Origin of the sequence: Achromobacter agilis (assembly GCF_900496965.1) — a bacterium.
Taxonomy (GTDB): Bacteria; Pseudomonadota; Gammaproteobacteria; order Burkholderiales; family Burkholderiaceae_B; genus Achromobacter; species Achromobacter agilis.
Genome location: NZ_UFQB01000001.1, coordinates 129,358 through 153,213, shown reverse-complemented (window position 1 = coordinate 153,213; position 23,856 = coordinate 129,358). Strand labels below are relative to the sequence as shown.

Sequence of the window (23,856 nt, the reverse complement as noted above, 5' to 3'; positions counted from 1 at the left end):
GGCCTCCCGCCTTCCGGCGGGGGGCCTTTTTTGTTCGTCCGCGGCGCATCGCGCAGGCCGGCGCCGGGCGGCCAAGGGCCGAAATCGCCGCAGCTTGCGGCCTTGCCCCTCCCGCCAATGTGGTTTGCGCTTTCTCATAGTTTGTTCGATAATTTCAGGAATTTCTGAAATCAGCGTAACTGGATTTTTCAGTCCGGGCCGCTGCCCAGACCTCGCTGGCGTTGATCGATCATGGCTCTCACCCCTCAAAACGAACGCTTCATCCTGCATTTCGGGGAAATGGGCAGCCGCTGGGGCGTGAACCGCACGGTCGGCCAGATCTACGCCCTGCTATTCCTCTCCCCCAAGCCCCTGAATGCCGACGACATCGCCGAGACGCTGGGCTTCTCGCGTTCGAACGTCAGCCTCGGGCTGAAGGAGCTGCAATCCTGGCGCCTGGTCAAGCTGATCCACCAGGTCGGCGACCGCCGCGACTACTTCGAGACGCCCAAGGATGTCTGGGAAATCTTCCGCATCCTGATGGAAGAGAAGCGCAAGCGCGAAATCGACCCCACGCTGTCCCTGTTGCGGGACACGCTGCTGGAGCCCCCGTCGGGGCCCGATGAGGCCTACGCGCAACAACGCATGAACGAAATGCTGGAGCTCATCGAACTGTCCACCGGATGGTTCGATGAGGTTCAACGACTGCCGCCCGAAACCCTGCAGAACCTGATGAAACTGGGTTCGAAAGTGCAAAAGGTGCTGGGCTTCGCCGGCAAATTGCGGGGCAAGGCCTGATCTTGATCCGCCTCGTTTTTTCAGGAAACCTCTATGAAGTTGTATCCAACGCCCGTAACATGGCGCGAGAGACGGCCTGGGAACCATGCCGGTTGCCGCGGCACCTCGATTGCTTGGGAGCGCCCCAATGATTGATCTCGACGTCGTCAACCTGTCGCGATTTCAGTTTGCCGCGACCGCGCTTTATCACTTCCTGTTTGTCCCGCTCACGCTCGGCCTGTCGTTCATCCTGGCCATCATGGAGAGCGTGTATGTCATGACCGGCCGCCCCATCTGGAAGCGGATGACCATGTTCTGGGGCACGCTCTTCGGTATCAACTTCGCGCTTGGAGTGGCCACCGGCGTCGTGATGGAATTCCAGTTCGGCATGAACTGGTCCTACTACAGCCACTACGTGGGCGACATCTTCGGCGCGCCGCTGGCGCTCGAAGGGCTGATGGCCTTCTTCCTGGAAGCCACCTTCGTCGGCCTGTTCTTCTTCGGCTGGAACCGTATGTCCAAGGTCAGCCACCTGGCGGTGACCTGGCTGGTGGCTTTCGGCACCAACTTCTCGGCGCTGTGGATCCTGATCGCCAACGGCTGGATGCAGAATCCGGTCGGGTCGATCTTCAATCCCGACACCATGCGCATGGAAATGACCGACTTCGCCGCGGTAATCTTCAATCCGGTGGCCCAGGCCAAGTTCGTGCACACGGTCAGCGCGGGGTATGTCGCCGGCGCCATGTTCGTCATGTCGATCAGCGCGTGGTACCTGCTGAAGGGCCGCCATATCGACCTGGCCAAGCGTTCGATGGCGGTCGCGGCCAGTTTCGGCCTGGCGTCGGCGCTGTCTGTCGTCGTCCTGGGCGACGAAAGTGGCTACCTCACCACCGAACACCAGAAGATGAAGATCGCGGCCATCGAGTCCATGTGGCACACCGAGCCGGCGCCCGCGTCCTTCAACCTGATCGCCATCCCCAACCAGGCAGAGCGCAAGAACGATTTCGCGATCGAGATCCCCTACGTCATGGGCATCATCGGCACGCGTTCGCTGACAACGCCGCTGCTGGGCATCGACGACCTGATCTTGCGCGCCGAGAACCGTATCCGCGACGGCATGGTGGCCTATGACGCCCTGCAGAAGATCCGCGCCAATCCCAAGGACGTGGACGCGCGCATGGTGTTCGACCGAACCTGGCCCGACCTGGGGTACGCCCTCCTGGTCAAGCGCTACCAGCCCGACATGAGCAAGGTCACCGAGGCCGATATCAAGAAGGCGGCGGTGGATACCGTGCCCAACGTGGCGCCGCTGTTCTGGGCGTTCCGCATCATGGTGGCGGTGGGCATGTACCTGATCCTGTTCTTCGGCGTGGCCTTCTGGTTGGCCTCGCGCGGCCGCCTGGACAGCCGGCGCGGCTTGCTCAAGGTGGCGCTGTGGAGCTTGCCCCTGCCGTGGGTGGCCATCGAAAGCGGCTGGTTCGTGGCCGAGTACGGCCGCCAGCCTTGGGTGATCGAAGGCGTGCTGCCCACCTACTATGCGGCGTCGGGCCTGACGATCGTCGACCTGGTCATCAGCCTGTCGATCTTCCTGGTGCTGTATACGGCGTTGCTGATCATCGGCGTGAAGGTCATGCTGCATGCCGTCAAGGCCGGACCGAAATCCGATGGGCCGGCGCCGGGCAGCGCCGCGGCCGATCCTGTGCGCGCCGCCGTGCGCGCCTGAGGAGGAGACAGCGATGGAAACTCTTATTCCTTTCGACTACGGCACGCTGCGCGTAGTGTGGTGGGTGCTGCTGGGCGCGCTGCTCATCGGCTTCGCCGTCATGGACGGCTTCGACCTGGGCGTGGCGGCGCTGCTGCCGGTGGTCGCCAAGACCGACGTGGAGCGCCGGGTGGTGATCAACGTGGTGGGGCCGGTCTGGGAAGGCAACCAGGTCTGGCTCATCACGGCGGGCGGCGCTATCTTCGCCGCGTGGCCGCTGCTGTACGCCGCGTCCTTCTCCGGGTTCTACCTGGCGATGATGCTGGTTCTGATCGCGCTGATCCTGCGGCCCGTGGGCTTCAAGTACCGCAGCAAGATGGAAGGCACGCGCTGGCGCAGCCGCTGGGACGCCGTGCTGTGTTTCTCGGGCGTGGTGGCCTCGCTGGTGTTCGGCGTGGCCATGGGCAACATCATCCTGGGTGTGCCCTTCACCTTCGATCCGGTGACGTTGCGTCCCATCTATGAAGGGCATTTCTTCCAGCTCTTCATGCCGTTCGCCCTGCTGGCGGGCGTGCTGAGCGTGGTGATGCTGGCCATGCACGGCGCGGTGCTGCTGGCCTGGCGCACCGAGGGCGCTGTGTCGTCGCGCGCCCGCAACTGGGGCCGACTGTGCGCGTTGCTGACCGCCGCGCTGTTCGTCGCCGGTGGCTTCTGGGTGGCCGGCGGCGTGGGCGGCCACGTCATCACCAGCGCGGTGGACATGGCGGGCCCGTCCGATCCGATGCTCAAGACGGTATCGGTGCAGAACGGCGCATGGATGGCCAATTACGCGAAGTGGCCGCTGATGTGGATCGCGCCCGCGCTGGGCGTGGGGGGCGCCGTGCTGGTGGCGCTGCTGCTGACCGCGCGCGCCAACGTGCTGGCCTTCCTGGCGTCTGCGGTGTCGATTGCCGGCGTGATCCTGACGGTGGGCTTCTCGCTGTTCCCGTTCATCATGCCGTCCTCGACGAAGCCGCAGGCCGGGCTGACCATCTGGGACGGTTCGTCCAGCCACATGACGCTGTGGATCATGGTGATCGCGGTCGCCATCTTCCTGCCCATCGTGACCCTCTACACCGCCTGGGTGTACCGGGTCATGCGCGGCAAGGTGACGGAAGAATCGGTGGGCGGCACGCCCAATTCATACTGACAAGGAGCCTCCACCATGTGGTATTTCTCGTGGATACTCGGCTTGGGCCTGGCGTGCGCGTTCGCTATCCTCAACGCGATGTGGTTCGAGCTGCGCGAAGGGCATACGCATGACCCGCGCGCCAGCCGCGACGACGAGTGAGGGGCGCCGCTAGCGCGCTCGAGCACGATCCTTCGGCAGCGCTGGAAAAACCGCCGCGCGAGCAGTCGCGGTGGCTGATGGCGCTTGCCAGGGCCGCAAGGCTGCCGCTGCTGCTGGCGGGCGCGGCTCCCCTGGCGAGCGGCGTCCTGCTGGTCGTGCAGGCCTGGCTGCTGGCCAGGGTGCTGGATGCCGCTATCGTCGGGCAGGTCCCCCGGCACGAACTGATCAGCCGCATCCTGGGCATTGCCGGGCTCATGCTGCTGCGCGCCGGCATCAGCTGGGCGGGCGAGCGCGCCGGCGCCGACGCCTCCGAACGCATCAAGCGCCACGTGCGCCAGTCGCTCTTTCGGCGGCTGGTGCGCAAGGGGCCGCACTGGAGCCGGGGCCGGGCCGCCGGCGAGCTGGCCAGCGCCGTGGTGGACCAGGTCGAGGCGCTGGACGGCTTCTTCGCCAAATACCTGCCCGCCATGGCCGCGGCGGCCCTGCTGCCCGTGGCGTTTGCCGTCCTGCTGCTGCCGGTGGATGTGATCGCCGGGCTGGTCCTGCTGATCACCGCGCCGCTGATTCCGTTGTTCATGGCCCTGGTGGGGTGGGGCGCCCAGGGCGCCAGCCGCCGGCACCTGCGCGCCTTCGCCCGTCTGTCGGGATTCTTTGCCGACCGCCTGCGCGGGCTGTCCACGCTGAAACTCCATGGCCGGGCCGAGGCGGAAGCCGCGTCCGTCGTGGCGGCCAGCGACGCCTTGCGCCAACGCACGATGTCGGTGCTGCGCATCGCCTTCCTGTCCTCGGCGGTGCTGGAGTTCTTCGCGGCGCTGGGCGTGGCGGGGGTGGCGGTCTATATCGGCCTGACCTACCTGGGATTCCTCGACTTGCGCTGGACGCCGCTCACTTTGCAGGCGGGCCTGTTCTGCCTGCTGATGGCGCCGGAAGTCTACGCGCCGCTGCGGCAGTTCGCAGCGCACTATCACGACCGCGCGGCCGCCCTGGCGGCGGTCACGCAGATCGCCGCGCTGTTCGACGGCCTGCCGCAGGACGACGATGCGCTCGGCGAGGCCGAGGGCGGAGCCGCGCATCCGGCCCGCGCGGACGGCGGCAAAGGCGCGGCGCTCGCCGTCGACGGCCTGCGCCTGCTTGCACCCGGCCGCAGCCAGCCGGTGCTGTCCGGCGCCTCGCTTGCGCTGGCGCCGGGTGAACATGCGGCGCTGATGGGGCCGAGCGGCATCGGGAAATCCACGCTGATCGAAACGATCGCGCGGCTGAGGCCTGGCGAAGGAGATATCCGTATCGACGGCCTGCCGCTGGCCGAATGGCGCGAGCCGGCCCTGCGGGAGCGCGTGGCGCTGATCGGACAGAAGCCGCAGCTGCTGGCGGGTTCCATTGCCGACAACATCCGGTTGGGCCGTCCTGGCGCCTCCGACGCCGCCGTGCTCGATGCCGCGCGGCGCGCCTGCGTGCTCGAATTCTCGGCGGCGCTGCCGCAAGGGCTGGATACGCCGCTGGGCGGCCGCGGGCATGGCCTGTCCGGCGGCCAGGCGCAGCGTGTCGCGCTGGCGCGGCTGTTCCTGCGCGATCCCGGCCTGATCCTGCTGGACGAGCCCACGGCGCACCTGGACGAGGCTACGCAGGCGCGCGTGCTGGATGAGATCCTGGCATTCGCCGCCGGCCGGACCTTGCTGCTGGCGACGCACGCGCCCGCCGTGGCGGCACGGCTGGGCCGGGCCCTGCGCCTGGCCGGTGGAAAAGTGGAAGACGCATGAAGAATCTGTTGTTGCTCCTGCCGCTGTATGCGCGCCGAAAAAGCGGGCTTTTACTCGCATTGTTCTGTGCCTTGGCCACGGTGGCGGCGGGCGTAGGCCTGTTGGGCGTGTCGGGTTGGTTCCTGACCGGCGCCGCGCTGGCCGGCGCGGGCGGCGCATTCAATCTGTTCGCGCCTTCGGCGCTGGTGCGGGGCCTGTCGTTCCTGCGCATCGTGTCGCGCTATGCCGATCGGGTCGTCGGGCACGCGGCCACGCTGCGCTTGCTGGCGGACCTGCGGGCCGCGGTATTTGCCGCGCTGATCCGGCTGACGCCAAGGCAGTTGGCGCGCTATCGCGACGGCGACCTCGTGGCGCGCATGACAGGCGACGTGGATGCGCTGGACACCGTGTTCCTGTTCGTGCTGGCGCCGCTGGCGACCGCGCTTTTGGCGGGAACTCTCCTGACGGCGGTGCTGGGGTATTGGATGCCGGCCGCCGCGCTGGCGGTCGCGCTGGCGCTGCTGGCGGCCTGCGTGGCCGTGCCGTTGTGGCTGTTGCGGGCAGCGCGCCGGCCGGGAGCGGCCGCCCAGGAAAGCGCGGCGGGATTGCGCGCCGCGACGCTCGATGCCGTGGACGGCCACGCGGACATGGTTGCCCTGCACGCGCAGGCCCAGACGGCGGAGCACTTCGAACGCTTGTGCGAGGCCAGCGCCGGGGCGCGGCGCAGCCAGGCGCGGGTGGCGGCCCGCGGACAGTTCTTCCTGCAGGTCGCGGCCGGCGCGTCGGTGCTTGCCATGCTGTGGTTCGGTCTCGAGACGCTCGAGTCGGGGCGGATCAGCGGGCCGGCGCTTGTGGGCCTGCTGCTCGCGGTCATCGGCATCTTCGAGGTGGCGGGCCCGATCATGCGGGGCGCTTCGCGCATGGGGTCCGCGATGTCGGCGGCGGCGCGCATCCGCGAGGTGACGCAATGCGAACCCGACATGCGGGACCCGGACACGCCGCAAGCCTTGCCCGAAAGCGGCGTGCTGGAACTGGACCGCGTGCGCTTTGCCTATCCGGCCCGGACGCAGGGCATCGGCCCGCTGGTGCTCGATGACGTCAGCCTGCGCATGGCTCCGGGTGAGCGCGTGGCCATCCTGGGGCCCAGCGGCGCCGGCAAGTCGACGTTGCTGCATCTGCTCTTGCGCCTCGAGGACCCGCAGTCGGGACAGGTGCGCTTCGGCGGCTGCGACGCGCGCGCCTGTGCCCAGTCCGATTGGCACCGGCGCATTGCGCTGCTGTCGCAGGATGCTCCTGTGTTCCTGGGGACGCTGCGCACCAATCTGCTGATCGGCGATCCCGAGGCGGACGATGCCGCGTTGTGGCGCGCCCTGGATGCCGCGCGGCTCGGCGATTTTGTGCGCGGGCTGCCGGACGGCCTGGACACCTGGGCGGGCGAGACCGGCTCCTGGCTGTCGGCCGGGCAGGCGCGCCGTCTGTGCCTGGCGCGCGCGCTGTTGTCGCCGGCCGCGGTCATCGTGCTGGACGAGCCGACCGCCGGCCTGGACACCGCCGCCGAGACGGCATTCTTTCAGGACCTGGCGTCGGCAGTACGGGGACGCACGGTGGTGCTCGCCACGCATGCGGTCCTGCCGCCGGGGGCGGTCGACCGTTGCTGCGAATTGCGGGCCGGAAGGCTTCATGAATTGTCATCGGGGATGGCAATCCTGGCTTAAGCGCGGTTGCGAGGTTATAGTTCGCCTTGCTTCAATTCTTCAGGGCCGTCTTCCATGCAGACCGACTACGCCGAGTACATCCGGCGCACCATCCGCAGCGTTCCAGACTGGCCTCAACCCGGTGTCGTTTTCCGCGACATCACGCCGGTGCTGCAGGATCCCCGCGCGTTCCGGGTACTGATCGATCTCTTCGTCTACCGTTACATGCGCCAGCGGCTGGATCTCGTCGCGGGCGTGGACGCGCGCGGCTTCATCGTGGGCAGCGTGCTGGCCTATGAACTGAACCTGGGCTTCGTGCCCGTGCGCAAGAAGGGCAAGCTGCCGTTCCGCACGGTGGCTGAGGAATACTCGCTCGAATACGGCAATGCGTCGGTCGAGATGCACACGGACGCCGTGCGCACCGGCCAGCGCGTCCTGCTGGTGGACGACCTGATCGCCACGGGCGGCACCATGCTGGCCGCCATCAATCTGCTGCAGCGCCTGGGCGCCAATGTAGTCGAGGCCGCGGCCATCATCGACCTGCCCGACCTCGGCGGATCGGCCAAGGTCGCGGCTACCGGCACGCCGCTGTACACGGTCTGTCAGTACGGCGCCGACACGCCCTGACGGCAAGCGCCCGGCGCGCGGCCTACGCCGCGCGGACGACGTCTTCGGACAACCGGGGCTGGATGAAATCCAGGAAGGCCTTGGTCTTGGCGGGCAGCATGCGCGAGGGCAGCAGCGCAAACAGCGGCAGGGGCGTGAGGCTCCAGTCGGGCAGCACGCGCACCAGGCCGGATTGCTTGATGGCGCGCTCCATGGCGTCGAAAACCAATAGCGGCGTGATGCCCAGGCCCTGCCCGGCCAGCCGGCCGAGCATGCCGACGTTGTTGGCGGACAAGCGCCCCGATACCTGCACGCGTTCCACCTTATCACCCGAATGCAGCATCCAGAAGGATGATTCCTCGCGCATGGTGGGGCGCAGGCACTCGTGGTGGCTGAGATCCGCCGGCACCCGCGGTTCGCCGTGGCGGGCCAGATAGTCGGGCGATGCGTAGAGCTGGTGGGCCATCAGCACGATCTTGCGCGAAATCAGGCTGGAATCCGGCTGCTGCCCGAAACGCAGGATGAGGTCGAACGGATTGCTGATGGGGTCGATCGGCCGCATGCTCAGGTCGAAATCGCATTCGATGTCGGGGTGCTGCTCCCGGAACTCGCGGATGACGGCGGGCAGGAACAGCTGCGCCAGGCTGGTGGGCAGGGAAATGCGCAGGCGCCCCTTGGGCTGCACCGCCATGTCCAGCAGCTGGTCATGCGCGATGCGCGCTTCTTCCACGATGTGCCGGCAGCGTTCGAAGTAGATGGCGCCGGCCTCGGTCAGGTCGATCTTGCGCGTGCTGCGGTTGAGCAGGCGCATGCCGATGCTGCGTTCCAGTTCGCTGACACGGCGCGAGAGCGTGGACGTGGGAATATTCAAGGCTTCGGCGGCATGGCTGAAGTTCTTGCGCTTGGCGACTTCGACGAATAGCGCGATGTCGTTAAGCTGGATATCCATGAGGTCCTCGTGATTCAATTCCATTTCTGGCAGATTCGTATCATAAATGGAATTATTGTCCCGCCAGCAGAAATGTCTATTTCCCAACAGCGCACATGCCATCCAGCACGTGGCGGCACCATGTCCCGTTACGTACCTTGCGCAAAACTGAACGCCGGCAAGGCTTGTGGCAGAACGATCTCGCGGGGCGCTGTGCAGGAATTGCGCATATTTGAGAGGATACGGCGTGTAATTGTCCCATCTGTGCAAATATGTTCACCAAAATAAGGGTTTTTACTAGGACGCGATCGCCAGATACTTCATCCCAGCAATCAAATTGTCATATCGCACCTGCCAGCCTGGCAGAAGACGATGTGCAAGGTTTAGGATGGAGTCCTCACAATGAAAGCCCTAGCTACCGCACTTATGGTTACCGCCACCCTAGTGGGTATGTCCGCCGCTCACGCCGATGGCAAGACGCGTGAACAAGTCCAGCAGGAGCTGCAGGCCGCCCGCGCCGCCGGCCAAGTGACGTTCGGCGAACTGGACTATCCGCCCGCCGCGGCCGAGCAAACCAGCCTGTCGCGTGAACAGGTTCAGCAGGAACTGCAAGCCGCCAAGGCTGCCGGCCAGGTGACCTCGGCCGAACTGGATTACCCGCCCAAGGCCGCGGTGTCGCAATCGGCCGGCAAGACCCGCGAACAAGTCCGCCAGGAGCTGGCCGAGGCGAAGGCGCGCGGTGAATACAGCTTCGGCGAACTGGACTACCCGCCCCAAGGCAAGTAAGCCGTCCCGCCCGGAAGGTCACGGAACCCCCTCGTGAATGCACGCCGAGGGGGTTTTTTCATCCTGGTCCGCATGGCGCTGGTGTCGCGTTTACGCATCACAAATTAGGCGCGCTCCACAACAACTCTTGTTAGGCCAGGGGGCGGGACAGAGAATGTCCGCAGGGTGATTTAACTATTGCGAGCAATGATTCATATTTGATATCAATGCGTTAGCGCAGATTTCCAAAAAGGGGCGGCAGCCACGGGCGGGTCATTATCCCAACCATGGAAAGTAGTTCTTCGAAATCCGGGTTACTTCGAATTGGCGCAGGCCGGACACTAGCTTCAGTGCATGCGCCGCTTGCTTGTTTGCTGCGGCACGCAGATACCGGCCGTTTGCGTGGCGGGTTTGCGGTTTGCCTTTCATCTCGCCATTTTGGGGACTCTTATGAAGAAGACGCTATTGGCCGCCGCGCTGCTGGCCGGCTTTGCCGGTGCCGCGCAGGCCGCCGACTCCGTGACGCTGTACGGCTTGATCGACGCCGGCGTCGGTTACGAAAAAGTGAAGTTCGGCGGTAATTCGCAAAGCCGTTTCGGCGGCGTGCAGGGCGTGAGCAGCGGCTCGCGCTTCGGCTTGCGCGGTACCGAAGACCTGGGCGACGGCCTGCGCGCCGTGTTCACGTTGGAAGGCGGTTTCGGCCCGATGAACGGCAAGTCGCTCCAGAACAACCGCCTGTGGGGCCGCCAGGCCACCGTGGGCCTGGACAGCGATTCGTGGGGCCGCCTGGAATTCGGCCGCCAGACGAACCTGGCTTCCAAGTACTTCGGTTCGATCGACCCGTTCTCGATCAGCTACAACACCGCCAACATGGGTACCACGTTCAGCAGCGCGAACACGATGCGCCTGGACAACATGGTCCTGTACCAGACCCCCAGCATGGGCGGTTTCAAGGCTGGCGTGGGCTACTCGTTCAGCGCCGATGATTCGGTCAGCGACACCTCGCAGACCGGCTTCGAAACCGGCAACAACAACCGCGTGCTGACCGCCGGCGTGCAGTACGTCAACGGCCCGCTGAACCTGGCCGCGGCGTACGACCGTTTCAACCCGACCAACAACCGCACCAGCGGCAAGTCGGCCGCGCGTATCCAGGAATACATCGTCGGCGGTTCGTACGACTTCGAAGTCGTGAAGCTGGCCGCCGCGTTCGGCCAGACCCGCGACGGCTGGTTCGTCGGCCAGAACATGGGCACCACGCCGGATGGCATGCAGACCCTCGGCACGTTCAAGCTGGCCGATGGCTTCCGCGCCAACTCGTACATGATCGGCGCCACCGTGCCGCTGGGCCGCCACGCCATCTTCGGTTCGTGGCAGCGCGCGACGGCGAGCAACGACAAGCTGACCGGCGACGACGCGACGTTCAACGTCTACAGCCTCGGCTATACGTACGACTTCACCAAGCGCACCAACCTGTACGCGTACGCCTCCTATGGCGACAACTACGCGTTCCAGCGCGATGCGACCGACACCGCCTTCGCGGTGGGCGTGCGTCACCGTTTCTAAGCGATAGGGCGTCCGGCAAACCTTGCTGAATGCGCGGCCCGTCTCCGTGGGCCGCCGAGTGACAGCGAACCCCCCTCCAGGTTGCCGCTGGACGCCGCTAGCGCAGGGAAGGGAAGGGCCTCCGCAAGGAGGCCCTCTCGCATTTTGTCGGGGCTGGCCGCGGCGCTACAGGAAGAGCTTGTAGGCCGGGTTGTCGGTCTCGTTCCAGTGTGGATAGCCCAGTTCCGCCACGAAGTTGCGGAACTGTTTCTTGTCGGCGGGCGGCACCTGGATGCCGATCAGGATGCGGCCGTAGTCCGCGCCCTGATTGCGGTAATGGAACAGGCTGATGTTCCAGTCCGGATTCATCGCGTTCAGGAAACGCATCAGCGCGCCCGGACGCTCCGGAAATTCGAACCGGTACAGCAATTCGTTGCGCGCCAGCGCCGAGCGCCCGCCCACCATGTGGCGCAAGTGGGTCTTGGCCATTTCGTCGTGGGTGAGATCCAGCGTGTCGAAGCCATGGCGGCGGAAGTTCGCGGCGATCTTGTCGGGCTCGGAGGCCGACGAGACCTGGACGCCGACAAAAACATGCGCGCGGTCTGCGTCCGAAATGCGGTAGTTGAACTCGGTGACGCTGCGCTCGCCCACGAGCTCGCAGAAGCGGCGGAAGCTGCCGCGCTGCTCAGGCATGGTGACGGCGAAGATGGCTTCGCGCATCTCGCCGACTTCCGCGCGCTCGGACACGAAGCGCAGGCGGTCGAAATTCATGTTGGCGCCGCAGGCGATGGCGACCAGCGTCTTGCCCTTCAGGTTGTGCTCGGCCGCGTACTGCTTGGCGCCGGCGACCGCCATTGCGCCCGCGGGCTCCAGCACGCTGCGCGTGTCCTGGAACACGTCCTTGATGGCCGCGCAGATCGCATCGGTGTTGACCACCACGAAATCGTCGACGTACTGGCGCGTGAGCTTGAAGGTTTCCGCGCCGACCATCTTGACCGCCGTGCCGTCCGAGAACAGGCCGACATCGTTCAGCTGCACGCGGCGGCCGGCGCGCACGCTGCGCAGCATGGCGTCGGAGTCTTCCGTCTGCACGCCGATGATCTTGATCTCCGGACGCAGCTGCTTGATGTAGGCGGCCACGCCCGCGATCAGGCCGCCGCCGCCGATGGCGACGAAAATGGCATCGATCGGCCCCGGATGCTGGCGCAGGATTTCCATGCCCACCGTGCCCTGGCCCGCAATGACATCGGGATCGTCGAAGGGATGGACGAAGGTCAGTTTTTCCTTCTTTTCCAGGATCTGCGCGTGCGCGTAGGCGTCGGAGAAGCTCTCGCCGGCCAACACCACCTCGCCGCCGAGGCGGCGGACCGCGTCGATCTTTACCTGCGGGCTGGTGGTGGGCATGACGATGACGGCGCGGCAGCCCAGCCGGCTGGCCGCCAGCGCCACGCCCTGGGCGTGGTTGCCGGCCGACGCGGCAATCACCCCGCGGTTGCGCGCCGCCGGGCTCAGGTTGGCCATCTTGTTGTACGCGCCGCGCAGCTTGAAGCTGAATACGGCCTGGGTATCTTCGCGCTTGAGCAGGATCGTGTTCGATATCCGCTGGGACAGCAGCGGCGCCGTTTCCAGCGGCGATTCGACCGCGACGTCATAAACCTTGGAAGTCAGGATGCGTTTCAGATAATCGGTGGACATGGACTGCACGTGGCGCGGAAAGTGGGAAAGTGGGGGAGATTATTGCAGGGAAATCCGCGCTGCCCGTCAGGTTTTTGCTGGCTTTTCCGCTGACTGGACGGGAGCGGAGCCGCCGGACGCGGGAGAGCGGCCCGCGCGCGGCTACACTCGGCCCACTATGGAAGAAAGTCTGTTATCCGCCGTTCACTGGATGCTTGGGGTGCTGGCGCTGCCCTCGGTCGGCCTGTCCGCGATTTTCACGGTCTCGCTCGTGTCCGCGACCTTGCTGCCGATGGGTTCCGAGCCGGCCGTGTTCGGCTACGTCAAGCTGGCGCCGGACATGTTCTGGCCGGCCATCCTGGTGGCGACCCTGGGCAATACGGCGGGCGGCGCCATCAGCTACGCCATGGGCCTGGGCGCCGAACGCGCCGTGCAGCGCTGGAAGGAAAAACACCCCCACCCGCACCCCAGCGCGACCGAGGGCGGACGCATGCGCGGCCGCTGGAACGAGCGTGCCCATGACTGGATCCACCGCATGGGGCCGCCGGCCCTGCTGCTGTCGTGGCTGCCCGCCGTGGGCGATCCGCTGTGTGCGGTGGCGGGATGGTTGCGGCTGTCCTTCTGGCCTTGTGTCTTCTACATGGCCATCGGCAAATTCCTGCGCTACCTGGCCATGACGGCCAGCCTCCTGTGGTTCTTCCCGGGGCAAATCTAGCGCCAATCAGGATTTTATTTGGGGACGGATTGATCCGGTTTCCCCGCGGTTTCGGGCGCGTCTCTGGGGGTATTCGGGGGCAGACTCGAGCAATGGCATAAAATGTTTTTTTACGGGCCCCCCTTGCAGCCATGAACGCCCCACTCGCTAGCCACATCTTGAACGGGGCGATGCCGCCCGCAGCTCCCGCGCGCCTGCGCGAAATCCCCTACAACTACACCTCGTTCTCCGATCGCGAGATCGTCGGCCGGTTGCTGGGCGACGATGCCTGGAGCCTGTTGACCGATCTGCGCGGCGAGCGCCGGACGGGGCGTTCGGCCCGCATGCTGTACGAGGTGCTGGGCGACATCTGGGTGGTGCGCCGCAACCCCTACCTGCAGGACGACCTGCTCGACAACCCCAAGCGCCGCAAGCAGCTCATCGAAGCCCTGCACCATCGCCTGGCCGAGATCGACCGCCGCCGCGAACCCGACGTGCCGGCCGAGGCCGGCCACGATCCGCACCGCGATGAAAAGGTCGTCGGCCTGCTGGCGCGGGCGCGTTCGGCCATTGCCGCCTTCGAAGGCGAATTCGACCAGACGGCCATGATGCGCAAGCAGGCGCAGAAGGCCCTGGGCCGCATCACGGCACGCGACAACATCAAGTTCGACGGCCTGTCGCGCGTATCGCACGTGACCGACGCGACCGACTGGCGGGTGGAGTATCCCTTCGTGGTGCTCACGCCCGATACGGAAGACGAAATCGCCGCACTGGTCACGGCCTGTATCGAACTGGGCCTGACCATCATTCCGCGTGGGGGCGGCACCGGCTATACCGGCGGCGCCATCCCGCTGACCTGGAAGTCGGCGGTCATCAACACCGAGAAATTCGACAAGCTGGGCAAGGTCGAGTCCTGTATCCTGCCCGGCCTGAGCGAACCCGTGGCGGTCATCCATGCCGGCGCCGGCGTAGTGACCAAGCGGGTCTCCGAAGCGGCCGAAGCGGCGGGCTTTGTGTTTGCGGTCGATCCGACCTCGGCCGAAGCCTCGTGCGTGGGCGGCAACATCGCCATGAACGCGGGCGGCAAGAAGGCCGTGCTGTGGGGCACCGCGCTGGACAATCTGGCCTGGTGGCGCATGGTCGACCCGAACGGCAACTGGCTGGAAGTCAGCCGCCTGGACCACAACATGGGCAAGATCCATGACGTGGAGGTGGCCCGTTTCGAGCTCAAATGGTTCGATGGCCGCGGCAAGCCGGGCGAACGCCTGCTCAAGACCGAGACGCTGGAGATCCAGGGCCGCGTGTTCCGCAAGGAAGGGCTGGGCAAGGACGTCACGGACAAGTTCCTGGCGGGCCTGCCCGGCATCCAGAAGGAAGGTTGCGACGGCCTGATCACGTCGGCGCGCTGGGTGCTGCACCGCATGCCGCGCCACACGCGCACGGTGTGCATGGAGTTCTTCGGCCAGGCGCGCGACGCCATCCCGTCGATCGTCGAGGTCAAGGGCTACCTGGACGGCGAGGGCCGCGAGCGCGGTGCCATCCTGGCGGGCCTGGAGCACCTGGACGAACGCTATCTGCGCGCGGTGGGCTACGCCACCAAGAGCAAACGCGGCGTGCTGCCCAAGATGGTCCTGATCGGCGACATCGTCGGCGACGACGAAGACGCGGTCGCCACGGCGGCCAGCGAGGTCGTGCGGCTGGCCAACACCCGCCATGGCGAAGGCTTCGTGGCCGTCAGCCCCGAGGCGCGCAAGAAGTTCTGGCTGGACCGTTCGCGCACCGCCGCCATCGCCCGCCATACCAACGCCTTCAAGATCAACGAAGACGTGGTGATCCCGCTGCCCCGCATGGGCGAATACACGGATCACATCGAACGCATCAACATCGAGCTCTCGACCCGCAACAAGCTCAAGCTGCTGGGGGCGCTGGACGCCTACCTGTGCACGCCGCTGCCGGTCGGCAAGATCGACGACACGGACATCGAGACTACCCGCGCCGAAGTATTGGCCGAGCGCACGCGCCAGGCGCTGGAACTGCTGGCCGGCGCCCGGAAGCGCTGGCAGTGGCTGCTGGACAATCTGGACATGCCGCTGCTGCAGGCCTTGCCCGAGCTGCACGGCCTGGGCCTGGGCGACCTGCAGGCCGCCCTGTCGGACCGCCTGGCGGCACAGCCCGATGCCCGCATCTTCGACGTGGTACAGGACCGCACGATCCGCGTGTCCTGGAAAACCGAAGTGCTGGCCGGCCTGCAGCGCGCGTTCTCGGGGGCAGCCTACAAGAAGATCGTCGACGAACTGGTGGCCATCCATGGCCGCGTGCTGAAGAGCCGCGTGTTCGTCGCGCTGCACATGCATGCCGGCGACGGCAACGTGCACACCAATATCCCGGTCAACTCGGACGACTACGAGATGCTGCAGGAGGCCCATCAGGCCGTCGAGCGCATCATGCAGATCGCCCGCGACCTGGATGGCGTGATCTCCGGCGAACACGGCATCGGCCTGACCAAATACGAATTCCTGACCGAAGCCGAACTGGCGCCGTTCCAGGACTACAAGCGTCGCGTGGATCCCAAGGGCCATTTCAACGCCGGCAAGCTCATGCCGGGCGCCGACCTGCGCCACGCCTGGACGCCCAGCTTCAACCTGATGGGCCACGAGTCGCTGATCATGCAGCAAAGCGACATCGGCGCCATCTCGGAATCCATCAAGGACTGCCTGCGCTGCGGCAAGTGCAAGCCCGTGTGCGCTACCCACGTGCCACGCGCGAACCTGCTGTATTCGCCGCGCAACAAAATCCTGGCCACCTCGCTGCTGGTGGAGGCCTTCCTGTACGAAGAGCAGACCCGCCGCGGCGTCAGCCTGAAGCACTGGGAAGAATTCGAGGACGTGGCCGACCACTGCACGGTCTGCCACAAGTGCTACAACCCCTGTCCCGTCGACATCGATTTCGGCGACGTGTCCATGAACATGCGTGCCGTGCTGCGCCGCATGGGCCGCAAGTCATTCAATCCCGGCACGGCCAGCGCCATGTTCTTCCTGAACGCCAAGGATCCGGCCACGATCAACGCCACCCGCAAGGCGATGGTGGGCGTGGGCTACAAGGTGCAGCGCGCGGCGCATGACCTGCTGTCGGGCCTGGTGAAGAAGCAGACGTCCGCGCCGCCGGCCACGGTGGGCAAGCCCCCGCTGCGCGAGCAGGTCGTGCACTTCGTGAACAAGAAGATGCCGGGCGGGCTGCCCAAGCAGGCGGCGCGCAAGCTGCTGGATATCGAAGACGCGAACTACGTGCCGATCATCCGCGATCCGAAGGCCACCACGGCCGATACGGAGGCCGTGTTCTACTTCCCCGGCTGCGGTTCGGAGCGCCTGTTCTCGCAAGTGGGCCTGGCCACGCAGGCCATGCTGTGGCACGCGGGCGTTCAGACCGTGCTGCCGCCGGGCTACCTGTGCTGCGGCTATCCTCAGCGCGGCAACGGCATGACCGACAAGGCCGAGCAGATTATCACCGACAACCGGGTGCTGTTCCACCGGGTCGCCAACACGCTGAACTACCTGGATATCAAGACGGTGGTGGTCAGTTGCGGCACCTGCTACGACCAGCTCGCGGGCTACGAGTTCGAGAAGATCTTCCCGGGTTGCCGCCTGATCGACATCCACGAGTACCTGCTCGAAAAGGGCATCAAACTCGAGGGCGCGAAGGGCGTGCGCTACATGTACCACGACCCCTGCCACACGCCCATGAAGCTGCAGGAGCCCATGAAGACCGTCCGCGCCCTGGTGGGTAACGACGCCGTCAAGAGCGACCGCTGCTGCGGCGAGTCGGGCACGCTGGCCGTCAGCCGTCCGGACATTTCCACGCAGGTGCGCTTTCGCAAGCAGGAAGAGTTGCTCAAGGGCGACGCCGCGCTGCGCAGCGACGGCTTCACGGGCGACGTGAAGGTGCTGACCTCCTGCCCGTCGTGCCTGCAAGGCCTGTCGCGCTACGAGGGCGATACCGGCATGGAAGCGGACTACATCGTGGTCGAAATGGCGCGCCACATCCTGGGTGAAAGCTGGATGGAGGACTACGTCCGCCGCGCCAATGCGGGCGGCATCGAGCGCGTGCTGGTCTGAACGGCCAAGAAAAAACCGCGGCCAGCGATGGCCGCGGTTTTTTTTCGCCCCGGGGGGGCTCCCCGAGGCCGAAACGCCCCCCGCTCGGGGGAGCCCTTCCGGATTACTCCAGTTTGATGCCAGCCTTCTTGATCACGTCCGCCCAGGCGGCGCGCTCCTGCTCGGCGTAGCCCTTGAACTCCTGTGCCGACATCGGCATGGGGATGACGCCCATGTCCAGGATCTTCTGCGACACGGCGGGGCTCTTGAGGGTGGCGTCCAGGTCGGCCGACAGCTTCTTGACCACGTTCTCCGGCAAGCCGGCCGGGCCCACCAGGCCCTGCCAGGCGTAGGCGGTGAAGTTGGCGATGCCTTGCTCGGCCATCGTGGGCGTGTCCGGCAGCACCGACAGGCGTTCGGGCGTCGCGGCCCCCAGGACGCGCAGCTTGCCGGCCTTTACGTTGGGCAGGCCCGAGGCGAGATCGATGAACATCAGGTCGACCTGGCCGCCCAGCAGATCCTGGATGGCCGGCGCCGCGCCCTTGTAGGGCACGTGCAGCAGATTGGCGCCCGTGCGTTGCTTGAAGAGCTCCAGCGCCAGATGGTGGGGCGAGCCCGCGCCGGCCGAAGCGGCCGTCAGCTTGCCCGGCTCTTTCTTGGCGGCCGCGAGCACTTCGGCCACGGTCTTGTACGGCGAATTGACGTTCACGGCCAACAGCAGCGGGAATTTGGCGATGCCGCCGATATAGGTGAACTTGGCCGGATCGTAGGACAGCTTGGCGTAGAGCGACGAGTTGAACGCCAGGGTGCCGGAGTCGGCGGTGCCGACGACGTAGCCCGAGGGCTCGGCCTGCGCAATCGCGGTCGCGCCGATGATGGTGCCGGCGCCGGGGCGGTTTTCGACCACGATGGTCTGGCCCAGCGTTTTTTCCAGGCTGCTTGCCACGGTGCGCGCCACCACGTCGGTGCCGCCGCCGGCCGGGTAGGGCACGATCCAGCGGACAGGCTGGGTGGGCCAGGTCTGGGCGGCGGCCGCGCCGGCGGCCAGGGACAGGGCGGCGAACGCCAACAGGCGCTTCATGTGCTTGTGCATGGGGTGTCTCCTCGTGCGGGATATCGAAAGCGCGACGATTGCGTCCTTGACCATTGTCAAGCCCGCGTCGCTTTTTTCTTGCGCCGCCATTATGCCTTGCGCCTACGCAAAAGGGCCCGAAAAGCGGGCCCTTTTCCTATCCGTCCGCGTGGTGGATCACTGCGGATCGGGATAGGTGCGCGCGCCGAAGACGGCCGTACCGATGCGCACCTCCGTCGAGCCTTCCTCGATTGCCAGCTCGAAATCCCCGCTCATGCCCATCGACAGGCGCTCCAGCGATACCCCGGGGATGTTTTCCTGGCGCAGCCGGTCGCGCAGCTCGCGCAGGGCGCGGAAGCAGGCCCGCACTTCGTCCGGGTCCGGCGAGTTCACGGCCAGCGTCATCAGCCCCTGCACGCGCAAGGCCGGGAAGTCGGCCGCGATGCGCCGCAGGAAGGCGGGCACCTCTTCGGGAGCCATGCCGTACTTGCTGGGTTCGGACGAGGTCTTCACCTGCACCAGCACGTCCAGGCTGCGGCCCTCATTGACCAGGCGGCGGTGCAGAGCCTCGGCCAGTTCCACCCGGTCCAGCGACTGCACCTCGGCGGCGTCGCGGGCGGCGTCGCGGGCCTTGTTGGTCTGTAGGTGGCCGATCAGCACCCATTGCAGGCCCTGGCCGGCCAGGGCAGCGGCCTTCTGGCGGATTTCCTGCGTCTTGTTCTCGCCGAAGCGGGTCAGTCCCAGCGCCATGGCTTCGCGGATGGCGTCGATGCCGAAGGTCTTGCTGACGGGCAGCAGTGTCACGCTTTCCGGAGGGCGGCCGGCGCGCGCGCAGGCGTCCGCGATGCGTTGCTGGATCTGGGCAAGGCGCCCGGCCATGGTGTCTACGGCGGTCATGCAGCTCTCTTGCAGGAACAGGATGTCCCATAGTGTAGGACTGTGCAGGATCGTTTCGCCACACTGCCCGGTTGCGCCGTTGACCCTGTGTCGGCGGCAGGCTTAGAATTTGAAGCGATTTGTTTATATTTCAATGTTCTAAGCCGTCCGGCGCCGCCCCTGCGGGCGACACGGTTCTCCGTCGGTCCTTTCTTTCCCAGTCCCCCCGCCATGTCCAGCGCAGCGCCCGAATACGCTTTTGCCACGCCCTTCGCGAGTCCCCCCGCCTCTCCCATCCGATCACTGATGCCGTATGCCATGCGGCCGGGCACCATTTCGCTGGCGGGCGGCTACCCCGCCCAGGAACTGTTCGACGTCGAAGGCCTGACGATCGCGTCGACGCAGGTCATGGCGCGGCTGGGGGCGTGCCTGCAGTATTCCAACATCGACGGGCAGGCCAGCCTGCGCCATGAGCTGGCGCGCCTGTCCGCCGAGCGCGGCCTTGCCTGCGACGCCGATACCGAACTGGCCGTTACCGGCGGTTCCCAGCAGGCGCTGGCGCTCCTGAGCCGCGTCATGCTGCAACCCGGCGACCACGCCATCATCGAGTCGCCCGCGTTTCCCAACTCCGTGCAGGCCCTGCGCTACACCGGCGCAACGGTGCACACGGTGCAGTCCGGGCCCGACGGCATCGACGTGGATGCGCTGGATGCGCTGGCCGCCCGGGTCAAGCCGAAGATCGTATGCGTCGTGGCGTCGTTCTCCAACCCCTGCGGCGCCACGCTCACGCGCCAGCGTCGCCTGCGGCTGCTGGATCTCGCGGTCAAGCACCGCTTCCTGATCGTCGAAGACGACCCTTATAGCGAACTGCGTTTCGCCGGCGAGGCGGTGCCGCCCATCGCCGCCCTGGCCGAAGGCGAGGCCCGTCACTGGGCGGTGTACCTGGCCAGCATGTCCAAGACCATGGCCCCGGCGCTGCGCATCGGCTGGCTGGTCGCGCCGGCCGAGGTCCGCCGCCGCTGCGTCGGCGCCAAGGCGGCCGACGACATGGCCTCGTCCGCCTGGATCCAGGAAGTCGTGGCCCAATACCTGGCCAACGGCCGCTATGCCGAGCACGTGCCGCGCATCCGCGCCGCCTACGGCTTGCGCTGCGATGCAATGGCCGAGTCGCTTGCCCGCGAACTCGCGGGCCGGGTCACGTTCAGCAAGCCCGAGGGCGGCATGTTCTTCTGGGCGCGCCTGACGGGCGAGGTCGACGCAACTCGCCTGCTGCCCTATGCCATCGAGCATGAAGTGGTCTACGTGCCGGGCAAGGCGTTCTACGCGGATCCGGCGCAGGCCGACCTGCACGCCATGCGCATGTCGTTCGCCACCATGAACGAAGGCCAGATCGCCCAGGGCATGCAGCGGCTGGGCCGCGCGCTCGATGCCTGCGAGGCCAACGAACCCGTGTCGATCTCGCTGGCGGCTTGACGGCGCGCATCCGGCGCTGCCTTGCCGCTTGCTATCCTTGCGCATGTGTCCCGGCCTGGCCGGGCGCACATACCTAAATAAGCGCTTGTTATTTGGTACGGGCGCTTCATGTCTATAAGCTTCTTGCCTTGGCGCGTCTTCGCGTCCGGAAAAAGAACAGGAAACAGGTCATGAACATTGCAAAAGGGTTGATGGGCGCAGCGCTGTTGCTGGCGGCGGCGCAGGGCGCGCAAGCCGCCACGCTGGACGTGGTGCGCCAGCGCGGCGCGGTCGCTTGCGGTACGACGACGGGGTTCGCCGGCTTTTCCGCGCCCGACGCCCAAGGCAAGTGGCAAGGGCTGGACGTGGACCTGTGCCGCGCCATCGCGGCGGCCGTCTTCGGCGACGCCGACAAGATCAAGGTCGTGCCGCTGAATTCCCAGCAGCGCTTCACCGCGCTGCAATCCGGCGAAGTGGACGTGCTGACGCGCAATACCACCGTGACCCAGCAGCGCGACACCGCCCTGGGCATCATCCACGCCGGCATCAATTTCTACGACGGCCAGGGTTTCCTGGTGCCGAAGTCGCTGGGCGTGAAGAGCGCCAAGGAAATCAACGGCGCCACGATCTGCCTGCAGACCGGCACGTCCAACGAGAACACGCTGGCCGACTGGGCGCGCGCCAACAACGTGAGCTACAAGCCGGTCGTGATCGAAACCTTCAACGAAGTGGTCAACGCGTTCGCCGCGGGCCGTTGCGACGTCTTCAGCACGGACGCGTCGGGCCTGGCCTCGATCCGCATCTCGAAGCTGCAGAATCCCGACGACTACGTGGTGCTGCCCGAGATCATCTCGAAGGAACCGCTGGGTCCGTTCGTGCGCCAGGGCGACGATGCCTGGCTGAACGTCGTGCACTGGTCGCTGTCCGCCATGATCGAGGCCGAAGAGTACGGTGTGACGTCCAAGAACGTGGACGAGCAGGCCAAGAGCGCCAACCCCAACATCAAACGCATCCTGGGCGTTACGCCAGGCGGCGGCGCCAACCTGGGGCTGGACGAAAAGTGGGCCTACAACATCATCAAGCAGGTGGGCAACTACGGCGAGAGCTTCGAACGCAACGTCGGCCAAGGCAGCCCCCTGAAGATCCAGCGCGGCCTGAATGCGCAGTGGACGCAGGGCGGGCTGATGTACGCATTGCCCATCCGATAACTCCGAGTGTCGATAACTCCGAGTGTCAGACACCCTTACGAAGTGATCGTCAAGCCGAAGCGATGGTCCCGGGTGTCTGACACCGGCTGACTTTGAAAGACCGTCCAATTGCGGCCGGTGTCAGACACCCGAGGGGCATCGTTGCAGTTCGACAGGCCATCCCGTAAGGGTGTCAGACACGGAAAGAAAAGTCAGCCGGTGTCTGACACCCGGGTAGACCGTCCTTAGCCCGTCAGACACACGGAACAAAGGGCTGGGGTGTCAGACACCGGAGCTTTTATACACGCCCGCAATCTTCACAAACGCCGCGCGCAATTCCCGCGTGCCGCCCTGAAAGATCATTGGCCGTCCGCGGTGCGTGAACACGACCAGGCGCTTTGAAAACAGCATGGGCACGAAGCGTGCGTAGCGTACGTCTTCCCAGGCGACCTCGCGGCGCGTGAACCAGGTCTGGCGCAGGCCGCGTTCGTCGATGGTGGTGATCGAGGTCTGCATGTGCCAGGACACGAACAGCAGGCCCAGGAAGCACAGCACGACCGCCACGATCAGCAGGGTATCGAAGGGTTGCGAGGGCGCGCGGATCGCGGTGGTGACGACTTGCACGCCCAGGATGGCCAGGATCACCCAGGTCAGGATGCGCACCCAGTCGGGCCATGCCTGGCCCGACAAGGGCAACGGGCCGATGGCGCGCAGCAGCGCTGCGTGATTCTCGGGGGAGGGCGTGACGCCGGGAGCGCTCACTGGGCTGCCTTCGTGCTGCGCATCCCGGTATTCGCCCTTGGGGCCGTCCGGCGTACTCATGCGGCCCGTTTGGCGGCAATGGCGTTGCCGGCCCGGCTGGAACCCTTGCGGTTCAGATGGGACGACATCCATTGCCCGATGTCGACGACGGCGTCGAAATCCACACCGGTCTCGATGTCCAGGCCGCGCAGCATGTACAGCACGTCTTCGGTCGCGACGTTGCCGGTGGCGCCCTTGGCGTACGGGCAGCCGCCCAGGCCGGCCACGGACGTATGGAAGATGGAAATGCCGGACTCCAGTGCTGCCAGGATGTTGGCCAGGGCCTGGCCGTAGGTGTCGTGGAAGTGGCCGGATATGCGCGCGGGGTCTACGACGCGCGTCACCGCCGTCATCACTTCGCGCACGCGCTTGGGCGTGCCCACGCCGATGGTGTCGGCCACGTCGATCTCGTCGACCTGCATCGCCAGGTAGCGCTGCGCCACGTCTACCACCGCTTCGACCGGGACTTCGCCCTGGTACGGGCAGCCCAGCGCGCAGCTGATGCTGCCGCGCACGCGGATGCCGGCCTCGCGGGCGGCCTGCACCACGGGTTCGAAACGCGCGATGGATTCCGCGATCGAACAGTTGATGTTCTTTTGCGAGAAGGCCTCGCTGGCGGCGCCGAAGATCACGATCTCGTCGGCCCCGGCCGCAAGCGCGCCCTCGAAGCCCTTCATGTTGGGCGTCAGCACGGAATAGATCGTGCCGGGGCGGCGCTGGATGCGCGCCATGACGTCCGCGCCGTCGGCCATCTGTGGCACCCATTTGGGCGATACGAACGATGCGGCCTCGACATTCGGGAAGCCGGCGGCGCTGAGCCGGTCGACCAGTTCCACCTTGATGTCGGTAGGCACGAATTCCTTTTCGTTCTGCAGGCCATCGCGGGGCGACACCTCGACGATCTTTACGCGGGAGGGCAAAGCCATGTCTCTTCCTGTTTCGGGATGGGA

At 66.2% G+C, this 23,856-nt stretch carries 19 protein-coding genes; 13 read left to right on the top strand and 6 right to left on the bottom strand.

Features of this window, described 5'->3' with window-relative positions; genetic code table 11:
• Nucleotides 1-231 precede the first annotated feature (231 nt).
• The 7 genes from AGI3411_RS00725 (at nt 232) to AGI3411_RS00695 (ending at nt 7,845) form a co-directional block, all read left to right on the top strand.
• Complete coding sequence (locus AGI3411_RS00725) at nt 232-777, top strand: GbsR/MarR family transcriptional regulator (protein WP_043546925.1); 546 nt, start codon at nt 232-234, stop codon at nt 775-777.
• A gap of 127 nt (nt 778-904) precedes the next feature.
• Nucleotides 905-2,479, top strand: a complete 1,575-nt coding sequence (locus AGI3411_RS00720) for a cytochrome ubiquinol oxidase subunit I (protein ID WP_129525534.1) — start codon at nt 905-907, stop codon at nt 2,477-2,479.
• A gap of 13 nt (nt 2,480-2,492) precedes the next feature.
• Nucleotides 2,493-3,647, top strand: a complete 1,155-nt coding sequence (cydB, locus tag AGI3411_RS00715; protein ID WP_129525533.1) for a cytochrome d ubiquinol oxidase subunit II — start codon at nt 2,493-2,495, stop codon at nt 3,645-3,647.
• A gap of 15 nt (nt 3,648-3,662) precedes the next feature.
• Nucleotides 3,663-3,788, top strand: a complete 126-nt coding sequence (gene cydX, locus AGI3411_RS00710) for a cytochrome bd-I oxidase subunit CydX (RefSeq protein WP_043546919.1) — start codon at nt 3,663-3,665, stop codon at nt 3,786-3,788.
• Nucleotides 3,789-3,865: 77 nt separating this feature from the next.
• The gene (gene cydD / locus AGI3411_RS00705; RefSeq protein ID WP_244240230.1) at nt 3,866-5,545 is read left to right on the top strand and encodes a thiol reductant ABC exporter subunit CydD; all 1,680 of its coding nucleotides are present in this window, start codon (nt 3,866-3,868) and stop codon (nt 5,543-5,545) included.
• Nucleotides 5,542-7,239 carry a thiol reductant ABC exporter subunit CydC gene (gene cydC / locus AGI3411_RS00700; protein ID WP_129525531.1) on the top strand — a complete coding sequence of 566 codons (1,698 nt, stop codon included), beginning with the start codon at nt 5,542-5,544 and terminating at the stop codon, nt 7,237-7,239. The genes cydD and cydC overlap by 4 nt, the downstream gene beginning before the upstream one ends.
• Nucleotides 7,240-7,293: 54 nt before the next feature.
• Nucleotides 7,294-7,845 carry an adenine phosphoribosyltransferase gene (locus tag AGI3411_RS00695; RefSeq protein ID WP_129525530.1) on the top strand — a complete coding sequence of 184 codons (552 nt, stop codon included), beginning with the start codon at nt 7,294-7,296 and terminating at the stop codon, nt 7,843-7,845.
• Nucleotides 7,846-7,867: 22 nt separating this feature from the next.
• Here the strand turns inward: AGI3411_RS00695 and AGI3411_RS00690 are convergent, their stop codons facing one another.
• Entirely contained in the window at nt 7,868-8,773 is a 906-nt protein-coding gene (locus AGI3411_RS00690; RefSeq protein WP_129525771.1) for a LysR family transcriptional regulator, read from the bottom strand.
• 381 nt (nt 8,774-9,154) lie between these two features.
• Here AGI3411_RS00690 and AGI3411_RS00685 point away from each other — a divergent pair, with 381 nt between their 5' ends.
• Both AGI3411_RS00685 and AGI3411_RS00680 read left to right on the top strand, forming a co-directional pair.
• Nucleotides 9,155-9,538 (top strand): DUF4148 domain-containing protein, encoded by a 384-nt coding sequence (locus tag AGI3411_RS00685; protein WP_129525529.1) that lies wholly within the window; start codon nt 9,155-9,157, stop codon nt 9,536-9,538.
• Between the two features lie 429 nt (nt 9,539-9,967).
• A complete protein-coding gene (locus tag AGI3411_RS00680) occupies nt 9,968-11,080 on the top strand; it encodes a porin (protein ID WP_129525528.1) in 1,113 nt (370 codons plus the stop codon).
• Between the two features lie 165 nt (nt 11,081-11,245).
• Here AGI3411_RS00680 and ilvA read toward each other — a convergent pair whose 3' ends face one another.
• The gene (gene ilvA / locus AGI3411_RS00675) at nt 11,246-12,754 is read right to left on the bottom strand and encodes a threonine ammonia-lyase, biosynthetic (RefSeq protein ID WP_129525527.1); all 1,509 of its coding nucleotides are present in this window, start codon (nt 12,752-12,754) and stop codon (nt 11,246-11,248) included.
• Nucleotides 12,755-12,911: 157 nt separating this feature from the next.
• Between ilvA and AGI3411_RS00670 the strand changes: the two genes are divergently transcribed.
• On the top strand, nt 12,912-13,448 hold the full coding sequence (locus AGI3411_RS00670) for a YqaA family protein (RefSeq protein WP_129525526.1): 537 nt from the start codon (nt 12,912-12,914) through the stop codon (nt 13,446-13,448).
• A 131-nt stretch (nt 13,449-13,579) separates the two neighbouring features.
• Complete coding sequence (locus AGI3411_RS00665; protein WP_129525525.1) at nt 13,580-17,539, top strand: DUF3683 domain-containing protein; 3,960 nt, start codon at nt 13,580-13,582, stop codon at nt 17,537-17,539.
• A 103-nt stretch (nt 17,540-17,642) separates the two neighbouring features.
• Here the strand turns inward: AGI3411_RS00665 and AGI3411_RS00660 are convergent, their stop codons facing one another.
• Nucleotides 17,643-18,611 (bottom strand): Bug family tripartite tricarboxylate transporter substrate binding protein, encoded by a 969-nt coding sequence (locus tag AGI3411_RS00660; protein WP_129525524.1) that lies wholly within the window; start codon nt 18,609-18,611, stop codon nt 17,643-17,645.
• Between the two features lie 156 nt (nt 18,612-18,767).
• On the bottom strand, nt 18,768-19,487 hold the full coding sequence (locus AGI3411_RS00655; RefSeq protein ID WP_129525523.1) for a YggS family pyridoxal phosphate-dependent enzyme: 720 nt from the start codon (nt 19,485-19,487) through the stop codon (nt 18,768-18,770).
• Between the two features lie 210 nt (nt 19,488-19,697).
• On the opposite strand from AGI3411_RS00655, the gene AGI3411_RS00650 reads away from it, so the two are divergent.
• Both AGI3411_RS00650 and AGI3411_RS00645 read left to right on the top strand, forming a co-directional pair.
• Nucleotides 19,698-20,939, top strand: a complete 1,242-nt coding sequence (locus AGI3411_RS00650) for an aminotransferase-like domain-containing protein (protein WP_129525522.1) — start codon at nt 19,698-19,700, stop codon at nt 20,937-20,939.
• Between the two features lie 170 nt (nt 20,940-21,109).
• The gene (locus AGI3411_RS00645) at nt 21,110-22,126 is read left to right on the top strand and encodes an amino acid ABC transporter substrate-binding protein (RefSeq protein WP_129525521.1); all 1,017 of its coding nucleotides are present in this window, start codon (nt 21,110-21,112) and stop codon (nt 22,124-22,126) included.
• Nucleotides 22,127-22,387: 261 nt separating this feature from the next.
• On the opposite strand, the gene AGI3411_RS00640 is transcribed toward AGI3411_RS00645, so the two are convergent.
• Both AGI3411_RS00640 and AGI3411_RS00635 read right to left on the bottom strand, forming a co-directional pair.
• Nucleotides 22,388-22,927 carry a hypothetical protein gene (locus tag AGI3411_RS00640; RefSeq protein ID WP_425265301.1) on the bottom strand — a complete coding sequence of 180 codons (540 nt, stop codon included), beginning with the start codon at nt 22,925-22,927 and terminating at the stop codon, nt 22,388-22,390.
• A complete protein-coding gene (locus tag AGI3411_RS00635; protein ID WP_129525520.1) occupies nt 22,924-23,832 on the bottom strand; it encodes a hydroxymethylglutaryl-CoA lyase in 909 nt (302 codons plus the stop codon). Before AGI3411_RS00635 ends, AGI3411_RS00640 begins: the two co-directional genes overlap by 4 nt.
• Between the last annotated feature and the right edge of the window lie 24 nt (nt 23,833-23,856).

What these genes read in the sequence shown, in the direction of transcription:
- AGI3411_RS00725 (WP_043546925.1), top strand. Translation starts at nt 232, where the DNA reads ATGGCTCTCACCCCTCAAAACGAACGCTTCATCCTGCATTTCGGGGAA.
- AGI3411_RS00720 (WP_129525534.1), top strand. Translation starts at nt 905, where the DNA reads ATGATTGATCTCGACGTCGTCAACCTGTCGCGATTTCAGTTTGCCGCG.
- cydB (WP_129525533.1), top strand. Translation starts at nt 2,493, where the DNA reads ATGGAAACTCTTATTCCTTTCGACTACGGCACGCTGCGCGTAGTGTGG.
- cydX (WP_043546919.1), top strand. Translation starts at nt 3,663, where the DNA reads ATGTGGTATTTCTCGTGGATACTCGGCTTGGGCCTGGCGTGCGCGTTC.
- cydD (WP_244240230.1), top strand. Translation starts at nt 3,866, where the DNA reads ATGGCGCTTGCCAGGGCCGCAAGGCTGCCGCTGCTGCTGGCGGGCGCG.
- cydC (WP_129525531.1), top strand. Translation starts at nt 5,542, where the DNA reads ATGAAGAATCTGTTGTTGCTCCTGCCGCTGTATGCGCGCCGAAAAAGC.
- AGI3411_RS00695 (WP_129525530.1), top strand. Translation starts at nt 7,294, where the DNA reads ATGCAGACCGACTACGCCGAGTACATCCGGCGCACCATCCGCAGCGTT.
- AGI3411_RS00690 (WP_129525771.1), bottom strand. Translation starts at nt 8,773, where the DNA reads ATGGATATCCAGCTTAACGACATCGCGCTATTCGTCGAAGTCGCCAAG.
- AGI3411_RS00685 (WP_129525529.1), top strand. Translation starts at nt 9,155, where the DNA reads ATGAAAGCCCTAGCTACCGCACTTATGGTTACCGCCACCCTAGTGGGT.
- AGI3411_RS00680 (WP_129525528.1), top strand. Translation starts at nt 9,968, where the DNA reads ATGAAGAAGACGCTATTGGCCGCCGCGCTGCTGGCCGGCTTTGCCGGT.
- ilvA (WP_129525527.1), bottom strand. Translation starts at nt 12,754, where the DNA reads ATGTCCACCGATTATCTGAAACGCATCCTGACTTCCAAGGTTTATGAC.
- AGI3411_RS00670 (WP_129525526.1), top strand. Translation starts at nt 12,912, where the DNA reads ATGGAAGAAAGTCTGTTATCCGCCGTTCACTGGATGCTTGGGGTGCTG.
- AGI3411_RS00665 (WP_129525525.1), top strand. Translation starts at nt 13,580, where the DNA reads ATGAACGCCCCACTCGCTAGCCACATCTTGAACGGGGCGATGCCGCCC.
- AGI3411_RS00660 (WP_129525524.1), bottom strand. Translation starts at nt 18,611, where the DNA reads ATGCACAAGCACATGAAGCGCCTGTTGGCGTTCGCCGCCCTGTCCCTG.
- AGI3411_RS00655 (WP_129525523.1), bottom strand. Translation starts at nt 19,487, where the DNA reads ATGACCGCCGTAGACACCATGGCCGGGCGCCTTGCCCAGATCCAGCAA.
- AGI3411_RS00650 (WP_129525522.1), top strand. Translation starts at nt 19,698, where the DNA reads ATGTCCAGCGCAGCGCCCGAATACGCTTTTGCCACGCCCTTCGCGAGT.
- AGI3411_RS00645 (WP_129525521.1), top strand. Translation starts at nt 21,110, where the DNA reads ATGAACATTGCAAAAGGGTTGATGGGCGCAGCGCTGTTGCTGGCGGCG.
- AGI3411_RS00640 (WP_425265301.1), bottom strand. Translation starts at nt 22,927, where the DNA reads ATGAGTACGCCGGACGGCCCCAAGGGCGAATACCGGGATGCGCAGCAC.
- AGI3411_RS00635 (WP_129525520.1), bottom strand. Translation starts at nt 23,832, where the DNA reads ATGGCTTTGCCCTCCCGCGTAAAGATCGTCGAGGTGTCGCCCCGCGAT.